Genomic DNA, 19,272 nt, shown 5'->3' with positions numbered 1-19,272 from the left:
GTCTGCGAAGCGAACCAGGCGAAGGGCGGCATTGGCGTTGCTGCGCTGTACAGCTTCGCGCACGGACGCTGCGCAACGCCACCCCGACGGCGTTTTGCGCCTTGCTCATGGCCTTTTTGGCTCACAACGCACCCCCAAAAATAGCGTTAACAGGCCCTAACCGGGCGCCTTGCCGATAAACGCGATAAAGCGCGCCAGCGCCGGGTTCACGCTCGCACTCGACCACACCACGCTGGTCTCGCACCCTGGAACCAAAACCTGGGTGCTTCGGGCGCCGGCGCCCGCCCGTGCCGGCGCTTTGCCGGCCGGCACGCTGCGATAGACCACGCCCGGCCGCTGGAACTGCCGCACGCTCTCCGGCACCCAGGCCACCCCCAAGCCAGCCGACACCAGATTCACGATGGTTTGCATCTGGATGGCTTCCTGCGCCACGCGCGGCAACTGGCCGCAGGCGTGGTACATCGCAAAAATCGCGTCGTAGAGCGAAGGCAGGATGCGCCGCGGGAAAATCACCAGGGGTTGGCCCAGCAGATCCTGGAGCGTCAGCCTGGCCTTGCCGGCCAGCTCGCTTTGCTCCGGCACAGCCACCACCAGCGGATCCCGGGCGATGCGCTGGCATGCCAGGCCAGGGGGCGCAAATCCTGGCGAATGCAGGATGAAGCCCGCATCGATCTCACCGCGCTCCAGGGCCTGCAGCTGGACATCGCCGGTCGCTTCAATCAGCTCCAGTTGCACCTTGGGATGCTGCTCGCGGAAGGCCCGGACCCAGCGCGGCAGCAAATCAAACCCCACCGTGGAAACAAAGGCAAGCCGCAAGAGCCCCGCTTCACCGTCGGCACTGGCGCGCGCATAAGCGGGCAAGCTATAGGCGCGGGCCAGCAGGTCGCGCGCCTCGGGAAGCAGGGCGGCACCCGCCGCGGTGAGTTGCACGCTGCGTTTGGTGCGGTCAAAAAGCCTGAGGCCCAGCACGGCCTCCAACTGGGCGATGGCCTGCGTCAGGGGCGGCTGTGTCATGTTCAGGCGCCGGGCCGCACGGCCGAAATGCAGCTCCTCCGCCACGGCCACGAACTGGCGCCACAGGCGAAGCTCAATCAAAGGCGGCTGGCGAGACTGGGTGGCAACATCTTTCATATGCAGTACATATTAATACAACATAAAAAATGGATTGGAAAGAATCAGTCAAAGCACGCATACTTGGCCTTTCGGCCCAAACCCCACTTGAACCTCATTTGAAGAGACGCCCCATGGAAATCAAAACCATCCAGCTCAACCCCCGCAGCAAAAACATCACCGAAGGCAAGTCGCGCGCGCCGAATCGCTCCATGTACTACGCCATGGGCTACCAAGAGGGCGACTTCACCAAACCCATGGTCGGCGTCGCCAACGGCCACAGCACCATCACCCCCTGCAACAGCGGCCTGCAAAAGCTGGCCGACGCGGCTGTGGCCGGCATTGAAGAGGCCGGCGGCAACGCGCAAATCTTCGGCACGCCGACCATTTCCGACGGCATGGCCATGGGCACGGAAGGCATGAAGTACTCGCTGGTGAGCCGCGAAGTGATTTCCGACTGCATCGAGACCTGCGTGCAGGGCCAGTGGATGGACGGCGTGCTGGTGGTCGGCGGTTGCGACAAGAACATGCCCGGCGGCCTGATGGGCATGCTGCGCGCCAACGTGCCCGCGATCTACGTCTACGGCGGCACCATCCTGCCGGGCAAATGGAAGGGCCAGGACCTCAACATCGTGAGCGTGTTCGAGGCCGTGGGACAGAACGCCGCCGGCAACCTGAGCGACGCGGACCTGAAGGAGATCGAGCAGCGCGCGATTCCGGGCACCGGCTCCTGCGGCGGCATGTACACCGCCAACACCATGTCCTCGGCCTTCGAAGCGCTGGGCATCTCCCTGCCCTACTCTTCGACCATGGCGAATCCGCACGACGAGAAGATGAATTCGGCCAAGGAGTCGGCCAAGGTACTGATCGAGGCGATCAAGAAGGACATCAAGCCGCGCGACATCGTGACCAAGAAGGCGATTGAAAACGCCGTGGCCGTGATCATGGCGACCGGCGGTTCGACCAATGCCGTGCTGCATTTCCTGGCGATTGCCCATGCGGCCGGGGTCGAGTGGAGCATCGACGACTTCGAGCGCATCCGCAAGAAAACGCCCGTGCTGTGCGACCTGAAGCCCTCGGGCAAGTACCTGGCCGTGGACCTGCACCGCGCCGGCGGCATTCCTCAAGTGATGAAAACGCTGTTGATGGCCGGCCTGCTGCATGGCGACTGCCTGACGATCAGCGGCCAGACGATTGCCGCGGTCCTGAAAGACGTGCCGGACGTACCCCGAGCCGACCAGGACGTGATTCGCCCGATCAACAACCCCATGTATGAGCAAGGTCACCTGGCGATCCTCAAGGGCAATCTCTCCCCCGAAGGCTGCGTGGCCAAAATCACCGGCCTGAAGAACCCGGTGATGACCGGCCCGGCCCGGGTGTTTGACGACGAACAATCCGCGCTGGCGGCTATTCTGGCCGGCAAGATCAAGGCCGGCGATGTGATGGTGCTGCGCTACCTGGGCCCCAAGGGCGGCCCCGGCATGCCGGAAATGCTGGCCCCTACCGGCGCGCTGATTGGCGCAGGCCTGGGCGAAAGCGTGGGCTTGATCACCGACGGCCGGTTTTCAGGCGGCACCTGGGGCATGGTGGTGGGACATGTGGCCCCCGAGGCTGCGGCGGGCGGCAACATCGCCTTCATTCACGAAAACGACTCCATCACGATCGACGCGCACCAGTTGCTGCTGCAACTGAACATCAGTGATGAAGAGTTGGCCAAACGCAAAGTTGGCTGGAAAGCCCCGACTCCGCGCTACATGCGGGGCGTCCAGGCCAAGTTTGCCTTCAATGCATCCAGCGCCAGCAAGGGTGCGGTGCTGGACGACTACTGATGGGTTAGGTGGCTCTCCCCTTCAAGCAGGGGCCGCGGAACCGGCTTCGCCGGGCCGCAGGCGCAGCGACCCCCTCGGGGGGCAGGGAGCTACACGAAGTGAGCGACCGTGGGGGTCATTTCCTTTTTTTGAGCATGCCCATGGCGTCGCGCTGCTTGTCGATACGCTCCTGCCGGCGCTTGTCCATTTTTTCCATTTCTTTTTTCTTGGTGTAGCCCGACGCATCGGCCCACCACCACCAGATCACGGCCAGACCGAACGGGGCCAGCACCACCCACCAGCTCCAGGTGGCGACTGGCCCGATCTCCAGGTATTTCAGGGCCAGCGTGGCAATTCCCAGCAATAAAAAAAACATCTGTTACTCCTCGAAATCTCTCTCGGTAAAGCTTAAAAGCACAGGGGCAGCGGGGTCAACCGGGCCCACTACAATGACGTTAATTAACTGTAACCGAATCCATAACTCTTCCCACGAGGCTCACCATGAAACGTGCATTTTTGGCAATCGCAACGCTGGCAGCAGGTTTTGCTGTGTCCACGCCGGCACTGGCTGACCTGCAGCTGGCCACGGCCAAGAACTGCATGGCCTGCCATGCAGTCGCTACCAAACTGGTGGGCCCGTCTTACAAGGATGTTGCCGCCAAGTACGCCGGTCAGAAAGACGCCGTCGACAAACTGGCCGCCAAGGTCATCAAGGGTGGTTCTGGCGCCTGGGGCCCTGTGCCCATGCCTGCCAATGCACAAGTCAGCCCTGACGAAGCCAAGAAGCTGGTGACCTGGATCCTGAGCCAGAAATAATTTTCCGCTTTCACACTTATTCAGTTCAGGCTTGGCCTGATGCAAAAAGCCCGTCAATTGACGGGCTTTTTTTATGGTCAGGAAGTGGAAAACCGGTTCACAGGTTTTCCGACAGCTGCACCAGGATGGCCGGATTTTAGCTACGGCATAACAAGCCCTACGGGCAATTGTTAGCCTGCGCTGAAACCCCGCTTACAGATTTTCAGCCAATTGTTGAAGAATGGCGGGGTTTTCCAGCGTTGACGTGTCTTGTGTGATCGCCTCGCCCTTGGCAATGCCGCGCAACAAGCGTCGCATGATTTTCCCGCTGCGGGTTTTGGGCAGGTTGTCCCCAAAACGGATGTCCTTGGGCTTGGCAATCGGGCCGATCTCCTTGCCGACCCAGTCACGCAGCTCTTTGGCAATGGCTTTGGCTTCATCGCCGGTGGGGCGTGAGCGTTTAAGCACGACAAACGCCACGATCGCCTCGCCCGTCAAGTCATCCGGCCGGCCCACCACCGCGGCCTCGGCTACCAGCGTGGAGTGCGCCACCAGGGCGGACTCGATTTCCATGGTGCCCATGCGGTGGCCCGACACGTTGAGCACATCGTCAATGCGGCCCGTGATGCGAAAGTAACCGGTGTCGGCATTGCGCACGGCGCCGTCGCCCGCCAGGTAAATCTGGCCCCCCATCTCCTCGGGGTAGTAGCTCTTCTTGAACCGGTCCGGGTCGTTCCAGATGGTCCGGATCATCGCCGGCCAGGGACGCTTGACGACCAGCATGCCGCCCGCGCCATTGGGCAAGTCCTTGCCGGTCTCGTCAACGATGGCGGCCATGATGCCCGGCAGCGGCAGCGTGCAGCTGCCGGGAACCAGCGGCGTGGCGCCCGGCAGCGGCGTGATCATGTGGCCGCCGGTCTCGGTTTGCCAGAAGGTATCGACAATCGGGCAGCGCTCGCCACCCACATTTTTGTAGTACCACATCCAGGCCTCGGGGTTGATGGGTTCGCCCACGGTGCCCAAAATGCGCAGGCTGCTCAGGTCCGAGCGGGCCGGGTGTACTTTTTCATCTCCGTCAGCGGCCTTGATGAGCGAGCGAATGGCGGTGGGCGCGGTGTAGAAAACCGTGACCTTGTGCCTCTCGATCATGTGCCAGAAGCGGCCGGCGTTCGGGTAGGTCGGAATGCCCTCAAACATGACTTGCGTGGCGCCTGCGGCCAGCGGGCCATAAGCTACATAGGTGTGCCCGGTGATCCAGCCAATATCGGCTGTGCACCAGAACACGTCTTGGGGCTGGATGTCAAAAGTCCAGTCCATCGTGAGCTTGGCCCACAGCAGGTAGCCGCCCGTGCTGTGCTGCACCCCTTTGGGCTTGCCGGTCGAGCCCGAGGTGTAGAGAATGAAAAGCGGATGCTCTGCGCCCACGAATTCCGGCTCGCAGCTGCTTGGCTGGCCCGCAGTCACTTCGTGCATCAGACGGTCGCGGCCTGCCACCATGTTGCAGGCGGTGGCCGTGCGCTGGTAGACCACCACATTTTTGATCGACTCGCAGCCGCCCATGGCGATGCCTTCGTCGACAATCGCCTTGAGCGGCAGTTCCTTGCCGCCCCGCAACTGGTAATTGGCCGTGATCACCGCGACCGCGCCGGCGTCCTGGATGCGTTCTTGCAGGCTCTTGGCCGAAAAACCGCCGAACACCACCGAGTGCGTGGCGCCTATGCGGGCGCAGGCCTGCATGGCCACCACCCCCTCAACCGTCATGGGCATGTAGATGATGACGCGGTCGCCTTTTTGGATGCCCATGCCTTTCAGGGCATTGGCAAACTGGCAGACCCTGGCGTGAAGCTCCTTGTAGGTGACGCTGGTGACCTGGCCGTCGTCACTCTCGAAAATGATGGCCTTCTTGTGCTCGGTCGGGGTGCCCAGATGGCGATCCAGGCAGTTGTAGGACGCATTGAGCTCACCGTCGGCAAACCACTTATAAAACGGCACGTTGGACTCGTCCAGGGTCTGCGTGAACGGTTTTTTCCAGACCAGGTTGTCGCGTGCCAGGCGTGCCCAGAACCCCTCAAAATCCTTGTCGGCCTCAGCGCACAGTGCGTTGTAGGCATCCATGCCCGAAATACGGGCCGCCTTGACGACCGCTGGGCTGGGCGGAAACACACGGTTTTCGACCAGCATGGACTGAATGGCGGGTGGTGCAGCGCTCATGGGTAAAGTCTCCTGAGTTTTGTATGAATTGCGTGGTACTGTCATCTCCGGCACTTACATGCCACTGACTGGCGCGAACCTTACAAAATGGGCGCAGGCCAGAATTCACCAGTCTAACGCCCTACAATTTCACCTTCGTACAAACCCTTGACTCACCATGTCTGAATCCCTGCCTACCAAGGTTTCGCCACTGCGCCCGTTGCAGGCCTCACCATTGCGCCCGCTGCCCAACCTGATTTTTGCAAGCCGCTGGCTGCAACTGCCGCTCTATCTGGGCCTGATTGCGGCGCAGGCCGTCTACGTGGTTCATTTTCTGGTCGAGCTCATGCATCTGGTGGAGGCAGGCTTCGGCAGCCAGACCGCCTTGCAGGCGCTGATCACCAGCATAGGCTACAAAACAGCTGCCCCGGTCACCTCGCTGAACGAGACCGTCATCATGCTGGTGGTGCTGGCGCTGATTGACGTGGTGATGATCTCCAACCTCCTGATCATGGTCATCGTCGGCGGCTACGAAACCTTTGTCAGCCGCATGAACCTGGAAGGCCATAGAGACCAGCCGGAGTGGCTCAGCCACGTGAATGCGTCCGTCCTCAAGGTCAAGCTGGCCACCGCCATCATCGGCATCAGCTCGATCCACCTGCTCAAGACCTTCATCAACGCCGACAACTACACGGACCGCGTATTGATCGCCCAGACGGCGATTCACATCACTTTTCTGCTGTCGGCGCTGGCGATTGCCTACACCGACAAGGTGATGTCCGGCATAGCCGCCCAAAAACACTGAGCGGTTACTTGCACAGCCGCCTTGCCGACATCCGGGGCCGGTTTAGCGGCCGACCATTTTTTCCGGCTTGACCCATTCGTCAAATTGCTGGGCCGTCACGTGGCCCGAGGCAATGGCCGCGTCGCGCAGGCTGCTGCCTTCCTGGTGCGCCTTCTTGGCGATGTAAGCGGCCTTGTCATAGCCAATGTGCGTGTTCAGCGCCGTGACCAGCATCAAGGAACGGTCCACCAGCTCGGCGATGCGTGCCCGGTTCGGCTCAATGCCCACCGCGCAGTGGTCATTGAAGCTCACCATGCCGTCAGCCAGCAGGCGCACGCTTTGCAGGAAGTTGTGGGCAATCATCGGGCGAAACACATTGAGCTCGAAATTGCCCGAAGCCCCCCCGAAGTTGATGGCGACATCATTGCCAAAGACCTGCGCCGCCAGCATGGTCACGGCTTCACTTTGCGTCGGGTTGACCTTGCCCGGCATGATGGACGAGCCCGGCTCGTTTTCCGGAATGCCGAGCTCGCCAATGCCGCTGCGCGGACCGCTCGCCAGCCAGCGCACGTCGTTGGCGATTTTCATCAGGCTGGCCGCCAGTGTCTTGAGCGCGCCGTGCGCATGCACCAGCGCATCGCAGGAAGCCATCGCTTCAAACTTGTTGGGCGCGGTGACAAAGGGCAAGCCGGTCAGGCTGGCCAGCTCGGCCGCTACTTGTTCGGCATAGCCCCTGGGCGCGTTCAAACCCGTGCCCACAGCCGTGCCGCCCAGCGCCAGTTCATAGAGGTGCGGCAGCGCGGCCCGCACATGCTTCTCGCCGTGTTCCAGCTGGGCCACATAGCCTGAGAACTCCTGGCCCAGGGTGAGCGGCGTGGCGTCTTGCAAATGGGTGCGGCCAATCTTGACGATGTCATCGAAGTCGCCGGCTTTTTGCGCCAGCGTGGCACGCAGCTTGGCAATGGCCGGCAGCAGCTTGTGCCTGATGGCATCTACCGCCGAGACATGCATGGCGGTGGGAAACACGTCGTTGGAGGACTGGCTGCGGTTGACATCGTCATTGGGATGCACCAGCCGGCCCTCGCCGCGCTCGCCGCCCAGCAGCTCGCTGGCGCGGTTGGCCAGCACTTCATTGACGTTCATGTTGGTCTGCGTGCCTGAGCCGGTCTGCCAGACCACCAGCGGGAACTCGTCTGCATGCCGGCCGGCAATCACTTCATCGGCGGCAGCGACGATGGCTTTTGTTTTTTTCTCATCCTGCAAACCCAGCGCCTGATTGACCCGCGCGGAAGAGCGCTTGATCTGCGCCAGGGCGCGGATGATCTCGCGGGGCTGCTGTTCGCCGGAAATATCGAAATTCTGCAATGAGCGCTGGGTCTGTGCGCCCCAGAGCCGGCTGGCTGGCACTTCAATCGGGCCAAAGGTATCGCGTTCGGTACGGGTTTTCATGGTGCTGGCTTACCTGTCAAAATAGAGGGTTGCGGCTACCGTAGCACAAAGCAGCTACCTGAGAAAGCCGCCCTGAAAAGCCATTCACCCCACGAAACAACTGACCATGACGACCATCATCAAGCAAGCCGACCTGATTGAATCTGTTGCCGCCGCCCTGCAATACATCAGCTACTACCACCCCACCGACTACATTGCCCACCTGGCCCGCGCCTACGAGCGTGAGCAAAGCCCTGCCGCCAGGGACGCCATTGCGCAGATCCTGACCAACAGCAAGATGAGCGCCACCGGCCAGCGCCCGATCTGCCAGGACACCGGCATCGTCAATGTGTTCCTCAAAGTTGGCATGGATGTGCGTCTGGAGGGTTTTACCGGCAGCCTGGACGATGCCATCAACGAGGGCGTGCGCCGCGGCTACAACCACCCCGACAACACCCTGCGCGCCAGCGTGGTGGCCGACCCGCAATTCGACCGCAAAAACACCAAAGACAACACCCCTGCCGTGATCTTCACCGAACTGGTGCCCGGCAACAAGTTTGACGTGACGGTGGCGGCCAAGGGCGGCGGCAGCGAGAACAAAAGCAAGATGGTCATGCTCAACCCAAGCGACTCGGTGGTTGACTGGGTGCTCAAAACCGTGCCGACCATGGGCGCCGGCTGGTGCCCGCCCGGCATGCTGGGCATTGGCATTGGCGGCACGGCCGAAAAAGCCGTGCTGATGGCCAAGGAAAGCCTGATGGACGACCTGGACATGTACGAGCTGCAGGCCAAGTCCTCCTCCGGCGCCAAGCTCACCAAAACCGAAGAGTTGCGCCTGGAACTGTTTGAAAAAGTCAATGCGCTGGGCATAGGCGCCCAAGGCCTGGGCGGCCTGACCACCGTGCTCGACATCAAGATCAAGATGTACCCCACGCATGCGGCCAGCAAGCCGGTGGCCATGATCCCCAACTGCGCCGCCACCCGCCACGCCCACTTTGTGCTCGACGGCAGCGGCCCGGTCTACCTGACGCCTCCGAGCCTGGACCTCTGGCCCAACGTGGACTGGACACCCGACTACAACAAGAGCAAAAAGGTCAACCTCAACACCCTGACCAAGGCAGAAGTCGCCAGCTGGAAACCCGGCGACACCCTGCTGCTCAACGGCAAGATGCTGACCGGCCGCGACGCCGCACACAAACGCATTGCCGACATGCTGGCCAAGGGCGAGAAGCTGCCGGTGGACTTCACCAACCGCGTGATTTACTACGTCGGCCCGGTGGACCCGGTCAAGGGCGAAGCCGTCGGCCCGGCCGGCCCGACCACCGCCACCCGCATGGACGGCTTCACGGAAATGATGCTGGCGCAAACCGGCTTGATCTCCATGGTCGGCAAGGCCGAACGCGGCCCGGTCGCGATTGAAGCCATCAAGAAACACCAGAGCGCTTACCTGATGGCCGTGGGCGGCGCCGCCTACCTGGTCTCCAAGGCGATCAAGCACGCCGAAGTAGTGGGCTTTGCCGACCTGGGCATGGAAGCGATTTACGAGTTTGACGTGGTGGACATGCCGGTGACGGTGGCAGTGGATGCGGGCGGCACCAGCGCCCACATCACCGGCCCGGCCGAGTGGCAGAAAAAGATTGCAACGGGCGAGTTCAAAAAAATTCCAGTCGCCAGCGCCTGAGCCGTTTGCTACAGGTAAGCGCATGAGCGACCAGGCCATCGGGGTTTTCGACAGCGGCATCGGCGGCCTGAGTGTCCTCAAGGCGCTGCGAGCCGAGTTGCCGCACGAAAACTTCGTTTATGTTGCTGACAGCGGTCATGCCCCGTATGGGGAGCGCGAAGACTGCTTTGTTGTTGCCCGTTCCCGTGCCATTACCCGCCATCTGCTGACGCAACAGCACATCAAGGTCAAGGCGCTGGTCATTGCCTGCAACACCGCCACGGCGGCAGCCATTCATTTGCTGCGTGAAGAGCACCCGGACCTTCCCATCATCGGCGTTGAACCGGCGCTAAAGCCCGCCGTCGCCCTGAGCAAGACCCGGCGCATTGGTGTGATGGCGACCCGAGGCACCTTGGCCAGCGCCAAGTTCAAAACTCTGCTCGCCTCGCTGGCCGGCCAGGCAGAGTTCGTTTTGCAGCCCTGCGATGGCCTGGCCGATGCCATCGAGCGCGGCATTGACGCCGCAGCCGACCCTGGAAATGCTACTGAAATAATAGCTGCTTGCGTCCGCCATACAAGGGCTATGGGCCGATTTGGCACTAAACCCGGCGAAATTGATACGCTGGTGCTGGGCTGCACCCACTACCCGTTTGCCGCAGAGCACTTGCGCGCGTTACTGGGGCCAGATGTGCAGTTTGTCGATACAGGCGAGGCCGTAGCACGCCAGACGCGGCGTATCCTTGCCAGAACGTCAATGGATGCGGATCGAACTGCACCATGCGCTACAGGGCAAGTCGGACTTTTCAGCACTGGCCAGCCGCAAACGCTGGAGGCCGCCGCCAGCCGCTGGCTGGGACTGAAGGTCAAAACCTGTTCGCTACTATTCTTATAGCGTGTAACACCCGTAGTTCTTGGTCCAGAGGCATAAATAGTTTTCGAGAATATTTTCAGAAGCTGAAAACAAAAACCATAAGACGCGCCGTTTGTTCAAGCATGACGACGCCTGCTGCGCGATGCTAAGGGCTTCATCCCCAAAAGAAGTGCCTCCTATGCAGCAAGCCTGTAAATACCTTTACGCCCCTTCGTTTTTCTTCGGTTTCATTGGACTGGCCGCCTGGCTGGTAAGCGCGCAGCAGATGGCACCGTGGCTGCTAATACCGCTTTTCCTGGCGGCCGTCAGCACCTCGTTTGCCGCCGAAGCCTGGCTGGCCTACGACCCGGCATGGAATAGGGCTTGCGGCGATAGCCACCGGGATGTCGCCCATGGTCTGGTGAACGAAACCTTGAACGCGCTGGGTATCTGCGTGGTGCCCGCCATCGCCTCGCTCATGCCTTTCGCGGGTCTGTGGCCAGACCGCTGGCCTTTTGGCTTGCAGTTGCTGATGGCCATCGTGGTCGCCGACATCGGCCTCACGCTCGCACATTACCTGAGCCACCGCGTGTCCTTGCTGTGGCGCTTGCACGCCGTGCACCACAGCGTGCAGCGGATGTATGGTTTCAATGGCCTGATGAAGCACCCTTTGCACCAGGCCATCGAGGCGGCGGCGGGTATCTCACCGCTGCTGCTGGTCGGGATGCCAGTTTCGGTCGCGGCGGTGCTGGCTTTTGCCATCTCGATTCAGTTGCTGCTCCAGCATGCCAACGTCGATATGCAGCTGGGGCCACTGTGCAAGGTGTTTGCGTGGGCACCGCTGCACCGCTTCCATCACATGAAATACGGCGCGGCAGGCGATGTCAATTTTGGTTTGTTTTTCAATCTTTGGGACCGGCTGCTGGGGACAAATTTTGATGCGCGGAACTACTCCATGACCAGCCACGACCTGGGGATAGGCAGCCGCCCTGATTACCCGGGCCGCTATCTGGCACAGATCATCGAGCCCTTCAAACCCGAAAACACGGTGCCATCACCGCCTGCGCCGCCCGAGCTGATCCGTCATTGACGCACAGGCCATCAATCGATGCACCGCACGCTCATATGACGCAGTGACCGGTCCGCGCGCACGCCAAACATGGACCGCATGGTTCGCGAAAAATGCGCTGAATCGGAAAAACCCGCCGCATGCGCGGCACCTGTCAGCGTTTGCCCTTCAAAGACAAGTGCCATCGCCAGGCGCAAGCGCCGCCAGAGCACCAGACGCCGGATCGGCAAGCCTACGTGCGCGCCAAACAAACGCTCCAGCTGGCTCAGCGACAAGTGCACCGAATTGGCCAGGCTTGTTGCCGACACCGTGCTCGCCAGCAAGGCATCGACAGCGGTCAGCGCACGCGCTACCCGCGGATCGGGCAGCCGGGACGAACGGCAGCGCCGCAGCGCATCGGCCAGCGACGGCAGGGACGGCTTGGCCTGGAGGACGGCACCCATCAAGGTCGGTCCCGACATCGCCAGCGGTTCCGCGTAAATCGTGAACAGCGATTCAGGCGCATCCACAATGACATGGCGACACAGCGACGGAATCAGCACGCAGTGCGAGGTGAGGGTAAGCCCTTCAACGCTGGCGATGATGGGGCCTACGCTGGAGAGCAGCACCTGGTGCGCATAGTGCGCATGCTCGGATGTGCGGCCGGCCTTGCCCTGCAGCAAGGCGAAATCCTTAGCCAGCCACAGCTCGCCCTGCCAGTCCGCCCGATTCATCGTTGCGTTCTCCAAAATCGGCTCAGGCAACAGGCACCCCCTGCTGGGTGAAATAGTGCGCTGGCGAGTCGCCAAAGCAGCTGCGAAACATGGCGATGAAATTGCTGGGCGTGGCATAGCCCAGCGCGTCGGCGACCTGGGCCACCGCATCGCCCTCGGCCAGTCGCTCCAGCGCATGGGTCAGGCGCGCCTGCTGGAGCCATTGCGCAAAGCTGCAGCCGGTCTCTGCCAGGTACAAGCGGCTGAGGGTGCGCGCCGACAAGTCGGCCCAGGCCGCCAGCGTCCGGTCAGCCGGGCCGTCGGCGCATTCGCTGTCTTCAAGCGGCACGGGCTCGCCCGCTTTAGCCCTGCGTGGGGTGGCGGACATGGCTGGCTTTCATTATTTTTAGTCTAAACAACGTTACCTCATTTTGCCCCAGCCGCTCAAAACCAGGCGCTGTTGACGGCTACCACCGTGCCGTTTAACCGCTTCCCCCTAATCCAACGATAGACCACCTGCGCATTGAGCACCCCGACCTACCCATCATTGGCGTGGAGCCGGCGCTCAAGCCGGCAGCTGCCATCAGCAAAACCGGTCGCATTGGTGTCATGGCAACCCGAGACACCTTGGCCAGCGCCAAGTTCAAAACTCTGCTCGCCTCGCTGGCCGGCCAGGCCGACTTCGTTTGCCAGCCCTGCGACGGTCTGGCCGATGCCATTGAACGCAGTGTGGAAAACGGCGACGCTATAAAAACAGAAGCGCTTTGCGCCAAGTACACGAGGGCTATGGGCACATTTGGCTTGAAAACCGGGCAAATGGACACACTGGTGCTGGGCTGTACCCACTACCCGTTCGCGAGTGAATCACTGCGCGCCCTGCTCGGCCCCCACGTGCAGTTCCTCGACACCGGCACGCCGGTGGCACGCCAGACGCGCTTGCGGCTGCTGCAGGCCAGCGGCGCACAGCGCGATGAAAACCCCGCGACCGCTGCAGGCCAGGTCAGGCTGTTGACCACGGGCCAGCCGCAGACCCTGCAGGCCGCCGCCAGGCACTGGTTGCAGCTGGACGGCAGCGTGGGATCGCTACATTTTTAATAGCTGCTCGCGCCCGTCCTCAAAGGACTAAAGCCCTAAAACACCCCAAACCCAAGCAAAAGACAGAGGTTTGGGCGCTGCGCACCGAGCTCACTCGCCAAGCGCAGACTGCGCGGCAGAGGCCCCTTGGTCGGCCGCACTGCGAATCAGGCCCAGATTGGCCTTGAGCATGTCGAACACCTTGCGCGTCAGTGGATTGATGACGTTTTTGCGGATGAACAGGTGGTAGGCCACGTCGGGCAGCCGGGGCAAGCCATCGTTTTCACCCAGCACACGCAGGTCGGCCCCGACCAGCTCGACGCCGCGCGCGGTGACGCCCAGCCCGGCCCGCAGCGCCGCCTTGATGCCGATGAGGCTGGACGAGGTGTAGTTGGGCGACCAGCGTATGCCCGCGCCATCGAGCGCTTCCAGCGCCAGGCGGCGAAACAGGCTGGGCCCGTCGGCCAGCACCAGCGGCACCGGCTTGGCGCGGTCATGCACATAACTGGCCGAACACAGCCACACCGTCGGTGAGGTGCGTAAGACCACGCCGTCCAGCGTCGGGTCGTTGCGGTTGGAGATCGTCATGTCGATCTCGCCGCGCTTGAGCGACTCCATCAGGAAAGGGCTGCGGCCGACGTGAATGTCGAGCTGCAGCAGCGGTGAGGCACGCGCCACCTGCGCCAGCAAAGGCGGCAGCATGGTGTCGGCCACATCGTGCGGCGCGCCAATGCGCAGCACCCCTTCCAGGTTTCCCTGCTGCAGGCTGCGCAGGGCCTCGTCATTGATGGCCAGCAGATGGCGCGCATAGTCCAGCAGCTTTTGCCCATGCGGCGTCAGCCGCTTGTGACGCCCCTGCTTTTCAAACAGCGGGTGGCCAATCTGGTCTTCCAGGCGCTGCATTTGCTGCGTCACCGCCGACTGCGTTTTGCCCAGGTGAACGGCGGCGCCGGCAAAGCTGTCTTGCGCCTCAATGGCCACCAAGGCCCTTAATAACTCCAGATCCAGCGTATTCATACATTACAAATACTAATGTATTTATCTCTATTTTTAAGTTGTTTGAAAAATTAGGCTTGACTATATTAGCCCTATCAAACAGAAATTTCATTCAGGAAAATGCCCATGAACATATCAGAACAGCGTAGCCAGGCGGTTGACGACAGCATCAAAAACATTAAAAAAATCATCGGAAATGGTGATGCCACCCGTCAGTCCCTGGCCGGCGTTCTGACAGCACTCAATCAACTGGCCGGGCGCACAGAGCTGTGGAGCGCCAGCGAGTTCGCCCCGCCTGAAGACACCGAGCTGCAGGCCCGCTACCTGATCACCGAAGATGCCGACCAGCGCTTTGCGCTTTACCTGAACGTGATGCGCCCCGGCAAACGCATCGTGCCGCACAACCACACCACCTGGGCCTGCATCAGCGCCGTGGAAGGAACCGAGCTCAACCGCGTGTATGAACGCCAGGACGACGGATCGGTGCCGGGCAAGGCCCAGCTCAAAGAGGTTGGCGCCATGATGGTGGAGCCGGGCACGGGCATTGCGCTGCTGCCGGACGACATTCACTCGGTCGAAATCCCGGTCGGGCAGGTCATACGCCACCTGCATATGTATGGCCGCGCGCTCGAAACCCTGACCACACGCACCGGCTACGACATGGAAAAAGGCACTTGCGAAACCATGTCCATTGGCGTTCAGACCCGCCGCTGATGTGCACGCCCTCCCCGCACCCCATGACACGTTTTGTAGAAGCGGCCACGCTGAAAGCCTGGCTGCACGATGGCCAGGAAATTGCCCTGTTCGATGTGCGTGAGCACGGGCAGTATGGCGAAGCCCATTTGTTCTACGGCATCACCCTGCCCTACAGCCGGCTCGAGCTGGACGTGCTGCGCCTGGCACCGCGCAAAAGCGTCCGGCTCGTGGTGTATGACAACGGCCAGCACGTGGCACCCTCGGCCGCACGCCGTTTGGCCGCGCTGGGTTACACCGATGTGCATGTGCTGCGCGATGGCACGGCCGGCTGGCAGGCTGCCGGTTTTCCGCTGTTTGCCGGCGTCAACGTGCCCTCCAAGACCTTTGGCGAACTGGCCGAGCAGGTCTACCACACGCCCCGGGTCAGCGCCACCGAACTGGCGGCCATGCTGGCTCGGCAGGAAGACGTCGCGGTGCTGGACGGCCGGCCTTTTTCGGAATTCCAGAAGATGAACATTCCGACCGCAACCAGTTGCCCGAATGGCGAGCTGGCCTTGCGCATCCGCCAGCTGGTGCCCAGCGAGCAGACGCGCATCGTGATCAATTGCGCAGGGCGCACACGCAGCATCATCGGGGCCCAGACACTGATCAACCTGGGCCTGCGCAACCCGGTGTTCGCGCTTGAGAACGGCACCCAGGGCTGGTACCTGGCCGACCTGAAACTCGAACATGGTGGCACGCGCCGCTATGGCGAACCCGGCGGGCAAGCCAGCATGCGCGCCGCAGCAGAAGCGCTGGCACAGCGCTTTGGCGTACCTGTCGTCAATGCGCAAACCGTGCGCAGCTGGGCCGATGATGCGCAGCGCACGCTGTTCTTGTGCGATGTCCGCACCCCGGAAGAATATGCGCGCGGCAGCCTGCCCGGCGCCCAGCACACGCCCGGCGGCCAGCTGATGCAGGCCAACGACCAGTATGTAGGCGTGCGCCACGCCCGGCTGGTCTTGTTCGATTCAGACGGCATCCGTGCGCTCACGGCGGCAAGCTGGCTGCGCCAGATGGGCCACGACGCCTGCGTGCTGGACCAGGGCCTGGACAGTGGCCTGACCTTGCCTGAAGCGCAGGCGGCGTCTTTGCCCGTGTTGCCCGTCATCAGCGCCAAAACCCTGTCCGCCGGGCTGGCCAGCGGTGCGGTGGTCGCCATCGATCTGCGTCCCAGCATGCAGTTCCGCCAAAGCCACATCGCGGGTGCGCGCTGGGCCATCCGGCCGCGTCTTGCCACGACGCTGGCAGGCGAGCGCCGCCCGGTGGTGCTGATCGCCGATGAACCTGCCGTGGCCGCCTGCGCTGCCACCGACCTTGCAGAGCTGAGCCTGTCGGCCAGCCTGCTCGAAGGCGGCCTGGCCGCCTGGCGCGCCGCTGGCTTGCCCCTGCAGGCCAGCGAAAACACCCCGCCCGACAGCGATTGCATCGACTTTCTTTTCTTCGTGCATGACCGGCACGATGGCAACAAGGAAGCGGCCCGCCAGTACCTGGCCTGGGAAGTCAACCTGATTGCGCAGCTTGACGAACTGGAGCTGAAGTCTTTCCGCCTGCCGCCTTCGTCTCACCCGTTCCTCTCATCCCGCTAATCCCATCCCCATCATCCACTTTTCATTCAGGAGCCCGCCATGTTGACCAAGCTGAAATTCACTGCTGCCTCGCTCTGCTGGGCCCTGTTCGCCGTGCACGGCGGCGCTCTGGCACAGCCCATGCCCCAGGTCGGCGGATTTCCCAATCAGACGATCAAGTTTGTGTCGCCCTTTCCAGCTGGCGGCGGCAATGACGCAACGACCCGCTTTGTGACCAGCCGCCTGCCCGACATCACGGGCCAAAGCGCAGTGGTCGACAACCGGGGCGGCGCCGGCGGCAATATCGGCGCCAAGACCGTGGCCGATGCCAAACCCGACGGCTACACCGTGCTGACCGGCCAGGTCTCGCTGATGGCGGTGAACCCCACACTTTATGCAGCGCCAGGTTTTGATCCGCTGAAAAATTTCGTGCCCATTACCCAGATCAATGCGGCACCCCTGGTTCTGGTCGTGGCCAGCAGCTCACCACTCAAAACCGTGGCCGACCTGGCCGCGCAAACCAAGAGCCAGCCCGGCCGCGTCACCTACGCCACGCCAGGCAACGGCACGCTCTCGCACCTGGTCGGCGTGGTGCTGGAAAAAGACAGCGCCCTGAGCATGACCCATGTGCCCTACAAAGGCGCAGCCCCGGCGATCACCGACCTGCTCGGCGGCCAGGTGGATCTGCTCATCACCTCCACGGCTTCGGTGTCCAGCTTCATCCAGAACGGCAAGATGCGAGCCCTCGCCGTGACCAGCCCGCGCCGCATTGGTGTGTTTGCGAAAGTTCCGACACTGGAAGAGCTCGGCTACCGCAACTCGACCTTTGAAGACTGGTATGGCTTTTTCGCACCAGCCGGCACGCCACCGGAGCGCGTGGCCTATCTGCACGACAGCATTGTGCGGGCGCTCAAATCGCCAGAAGTCAGCAAGCTCATCACCGATGGCGGCAGCGAAGTGGTCGGCAACAGCTCTGTCGCCTTCGCCGCCCAACTCAAGGAAGACATCGCCCGTTGGTCACGCGTGGTCAAACTCTCGGGTGCCAAGCTCGACTGAGTTTTCACCCCACCCCACCGCTGTCCGCCTGCCATGAACAAAAAATCGCCCCCTGCCGCCTCACCGCTGACCCGGCTGGTCCACGCCGGCAAGCATCCCACCTTCGACGGGGGAAGCGCCATCAATCCGCCGGTGGTGCGTGCCAGTACCGTGCTGTTTGACAGCGTGACGCAACAGCGCGAACTGCGTGGCAGGCGCGATGGCGAGCGCCTGTTCACCTACGGGGCACGCGGCAACCCGACCAATTTCGCGCTCGAAGACCTGGTCAGCGAGCTGGAAGGCGCGCACCGGACGCGGCTGTTTCCCACCGGGCTGGCCGCCATCGCGATGACGCTGCTGTCCTACCTGAAGCCCGGCGACCATGTGCTGATGTCGGACAGCGTGTACGAGCCGGCGCGCAAGCTGGTGGACTCTTTTCTCACCCCCTACAACATTCGCTGCACATTTTTTGCGGCCGACGGCAGCGACGTGGAAGAAAAAATCGAAGCCGGCACGCGCATGATTTATGCCGAATGCCCGGGCTCGCTGGTCTATGAAATGTGCGACCTGCCGCGCCTGGCCGATTTGGCCCATGCCCGCGGCCTGCTGCTGGTGGCCGACAACACCTGGGGTTCGGGCTGCCAATACCGGCCGCTGGCATTGGGCGCCGACGTTTCCATCATGGCCGCCACCAAATACCTGTCGGGCCATTCCGACGTGATGATGGGCACCGTCGCCACCACAAAAGAGGCCTGGCAGCCGCTGGCCGAGCGCAGTGACGCCTTTGGCCTGACAGTCAGCCCTGACGATGCCTACCTGGTGCTGCGCGGTGCACGCAGCCTGGCCGCGCGCCTGGCCATGCACGAACGCAACGCCTTGCAGGTGGCGCCATGGCTGCAAGCACGCAGCGAAGTGGCAACGGTGTTCTGCCCCGCTTTGCCCGAGCATCCCGGCCATGCACTCTGGCAGCGTGACTGCACGGGAACCAATGGCCTGCTCTCCTTCGAATTGAAGAAGGACTTCGACACAGCGGCGGCGGAACGCCTGATCGACAGCCTGCAACTGTTTGGCATTGGCGCTTCATGGGGTGGCTACGAAAGCCTGGTCACGCTGACCGACATGCGTCGCGCCCGCAGCGTGGCCGATTGGTCCAGCCGCGGCCAGGTGATCCGGCTGCACATCGGGCTGGAAGACCCGACCGACCTGGTGCGCGATCTGATGCAGGGATTTGCTGCACTGGCCGACTAAGAGCCTGTTTACGATTTATTTGGGGTCGCGTTGGGACGCAATCGGGATGAGTTGGCTGCCAAGACCACGCCGCATGGGCTCATGCCCATGCAAGGGGTTTGGCTGCCAAATCGCCCGATTTCGTCCCAACCCGAAGGGCAGGTGCCTTTTCGGGCGGTCTGCGGCGTTGCACTGCTTGCCAATAGCCGGGCTATTGGCGGCGCACTGCGCCTTGCACCCCATCCCGAAAA

General features: G+C 62.3%; 17 protein-coding genes and 1 pseudogene. 11 read left to right on the top strand and 7 right to left on the bottom strand.

Translation table 11 applies throughout. The features are described from left to right. Positions 1 to 156 precede the first annotated feature (156 nt). The gene (locus V6M61_RS05695; protein WP_332775603.1) at positions 157 to 1,131 is read right to left on the bottom strand and encodes a LysR family transcriptional regulator; all 975 of its coding nucleotides are present in this window, start codon (positions 1,129 to 1,131) and stop codon (positions 157 to 159) included. Positions 1,132 to 1,244: 113 nt separating this feature from the next. On the opposite strand from V6M61_RS05695, the gene ilvD reads away from it, so the two are divergent. Beyond that, entirely contained in the window at positions 1,245 to 2,939 is a 1,695-nt protein-coding gene (ilvD, locus tag V6M61_RS05690; protein ID WP_332775602.1) for a dihydroxy-acid dehydratase, read from the top strand. A 115-nt stretch (positions 2,940 to 3,054) separates the two neighbouring features. Here ilvD and V6M61_RS05685 read toward each other — a convergent pair whose 3' ends face one another. Further along, a complete protein-coding gene (locus V6M61_RS05685) occupies positions 3,055 to 3,294 on the bottom strand; it encodes a TIGR04438 family Trp-rich protein (protein WP_332775601.1) in 240 nt (79 codons plus the stop codon). A 125-nt stretch (positions 3,295 to 3,419) separates the two neighbouring features. On the opposite strand from V6M61_RS05685, the gene V6M61_RS05680 reads away from it, so the two are divergent. After that, positions 3,420 to 3,734, top strand: a complete 315-nt coding sequence (locus tag V6M61_RS05680; protein WP_332775600.1) for a c-type cytochrome — start codon at positions 3,420 to 3,422, stop codon at positions 3,732 to 3,734. Between the two features lie 192 nt (positions 3,735 to 3,926). Here the strand turns inward: V6M61_RS05680 and acs are convergent, their stop codons facing one another. Then, entirely contained in the window at positions 3,927 to 5,924 is a 1,998-nt protein-coding gene (acs, locus tag V6M61_RS05675) for an acetate--CoA ligase (RefSeq protein WP_332775599.1), read from the bottom strand. Between the two features lie 157 nt (positions 5,925 to 6,081). Between acs and V6M61_RS05670 the strand changes: the two genes are divergently transcribed. Continuing rightward, the gene (locus V6M61_RS05670) at positions 6,082 to 6,708 is read left to right on the top strand and encodes a YqhA family protein (protein ID WP_332775598.1); all 627 of its coding nucleotides are present in this window, start codon (positions 6,082 to 6,084) and stop codon (positions 6,706 to 6,708) included. 42 nt (positions 6,709 to 6,750) lie between these two features. On the opposite strand, the gene fumC is transcribed toward V6M61_RS05670, so the two are convergent. Beyond that, complete coding sequence (gene fumC / locus V6M61_RS05665; protein WP_332775597.1) at positions 6,751 to 8,136, bottom strand: class II fumarate hydratase; 1,386 nt, start codon at positions 8,134 to 8,136, stop codon at positions 6,751 to 6,753. Positions 8,137 to 8,242: 106 nt separating this feature from the next. Between fumC and V6M61_RS05660 the strand changes: the two genes are divergently transcribed. The 3 genes from V6M61_RS05660 (at position 8,243) to V6M61_RS05650 (ending at position 11,715) form a co-directional block, all read left to right on the top strand. After that, positions 8,243 to 9,796, top strand: coding sequence for a fumarate hydratase (locus tag V6M61_RS05660; RefSeq protein ID WP_332775596.1), 1,554 nt, complete (start codon positions 8,243 to 8,245; stop codon positions 9,794 to 9,796). A 22-nt stretch (positions 9,797 to 9,818) separates the two neighbouring features. Then, positions 9,819 to 10,667: a glutamate racemase gene (gene murI / locus V6M61_RS05655; protein WP_332775595.1), complete on the top strand. Its 849-nt coding sequence runs from the start codon at positions 9,819 to 9,821 to the stop codon at positions 10,665 to 10,667. Between the two features lie 157 nt (positions 10,668 to 10,824). Continuing rightward, the gene (locus tag V6M61_RS05650) at positions 10,825 to 11,715 is read left to right on the top strand and encodes a sterol desaturase family protein (RefSeq protein ID WP_332775594.1); all 891 of its coding nucleotides are present in this window, start codon (positions 10,825 to 10,827) and stop codon (positions 11,713 to 11,715) included. A gap of 11 nt (positions 11,716 to 11,726) precedes the next feature. Here V6M61_RS05650 and V6M61_RS05645 read toward each other — a convergent pair whose 3' ends face one another. Together V6M61_RS05645 and V6M61_RS05640 are read right to left on the bottom strand one after the other, a co-directional pair. Continuing rightward, positions 11,727 to 12,407 carry a helix-turn-helix domain-containing protein gene (locus tag V6M61_RS05645; protein ID WP_332775593.1) on the bottom strand — a complete coding sequence of 227 codons (681 nt, stop codon included), beginning with the start codon at positions 12,405 to 12,407 and terminating at the stop codon, positions 11,727 to 11,729. A 22-nt stretch (positions 12,408 to 12,429) separates the two neighbouring features. Next, a pseudogene (locus V6M61_RS05640) lies at positions 12,430 to 12,693 on the bottom strand (helix-turn-helix domain-containing protein); the annotation flags it as partial. 302 nt (positions 12,694 to 12,995) lie between these two features. Between V6M61_RS05640 and V6M61_RS05635 the strand changes: the two are divergent. Next, the gene (locus V6M61_RS05635) at positions 12,996 to 13,481 is read left to right on the top strand and encodes a glutamate racemase (protein ID WP_442957733.1); all 486 of its coding nucleotides are present in this window, start codon (positions 12,996 to 12,998) and stop codon (positions 13,479 to 13,481) included. 90 nt (positions 13,482 to 13,571) lie between these two features. On the opposite strand, the gene V6M61_RS05630 is transcribed toward V6M61_RS05635, so the two are convergent. Then, a complete protein-coding gene (locus tag V6M61_RS05630) occupies positions 13,572 to 14,477 on the bottom strand; it encodes a LysR substrate-binding domain-containing protein (protein ID WP_332775592.1) in 906 nt (301 codons plus the stop codon). A gap of 105 nt (positions 14,478 to 14,582) precedes the next feature. On the opposite strand from V6M61_RS05630, the gene V6M61_RS05625 reads away from it, so the two are divergent. Genes V6M61_RS05625 through metC form a run of 4 tightly spaced genes read left to right on the top strand, consistent with a single transcriptional unit; the run spans position 14,583 to position 19,042 of the window. Continuing rightward, positions 14,583 to 15,170, top strand: a complete 588-nt coding sequence (locus V6M61_RS05625; RefSeq protein WP_332775591.1) for a cysteine dioxygenase family protein — start codon at positions 14,583 to 14,585, stop codon at positions 15,168 to 15,170. 23 nt (positions 15,171 to 15,193) lie between these two features. Beyond that, positions 15,194 to 16,780 (top strand): rhodanese-like domain-containing protein, encoded by a 1,587-nt coding sequence (locus tag V6M61_RS05620; RefSeq protein WP_332775590.1) that lies wholly within the window; start codon positions 15,194 to 15,196, stop codon positions 16,778 to 16,780. Between the two features lie 39 nt (positions 16,781 to 16,819). Then, a complete protein-coding gene (locus tag V6M61_RS05615; protein ID WP_332775589.1) occupies positions 16,820 to 17,815 on the top strand; it encodes a Bug family tripartite tricarboxylate transporter substrate binding protein in 996 nt (331 codons plus the stop codon). Positions 17,816 to 17,848: 33 nt separating this feature from the next. Beyond that, positions 17,849 to 19,042, top strand: coding sequence for a cystathionine beta-lyase (gene metC / locus V6M61_RS05610; protein WP_332775588.1), 1,194 nt, complete (start codon positions 17,849 to 17,851; stop codon positions 19,040 to 19,042). Positions 19,043 to 19,272 lie beyond the last annotated feature (230 nt).

The organism is Polaromonas sp. (genome assembly GCF_036676035.1).
Lineage (GTDB): Bacteria > Pseudomonadota > Gammaproteobacteria > Burkholderiales > Burkholderiaceae_C > Polaromonas.
This window is presented reverse-complemented; position numbering and strand designations above follow the sequence as displayed.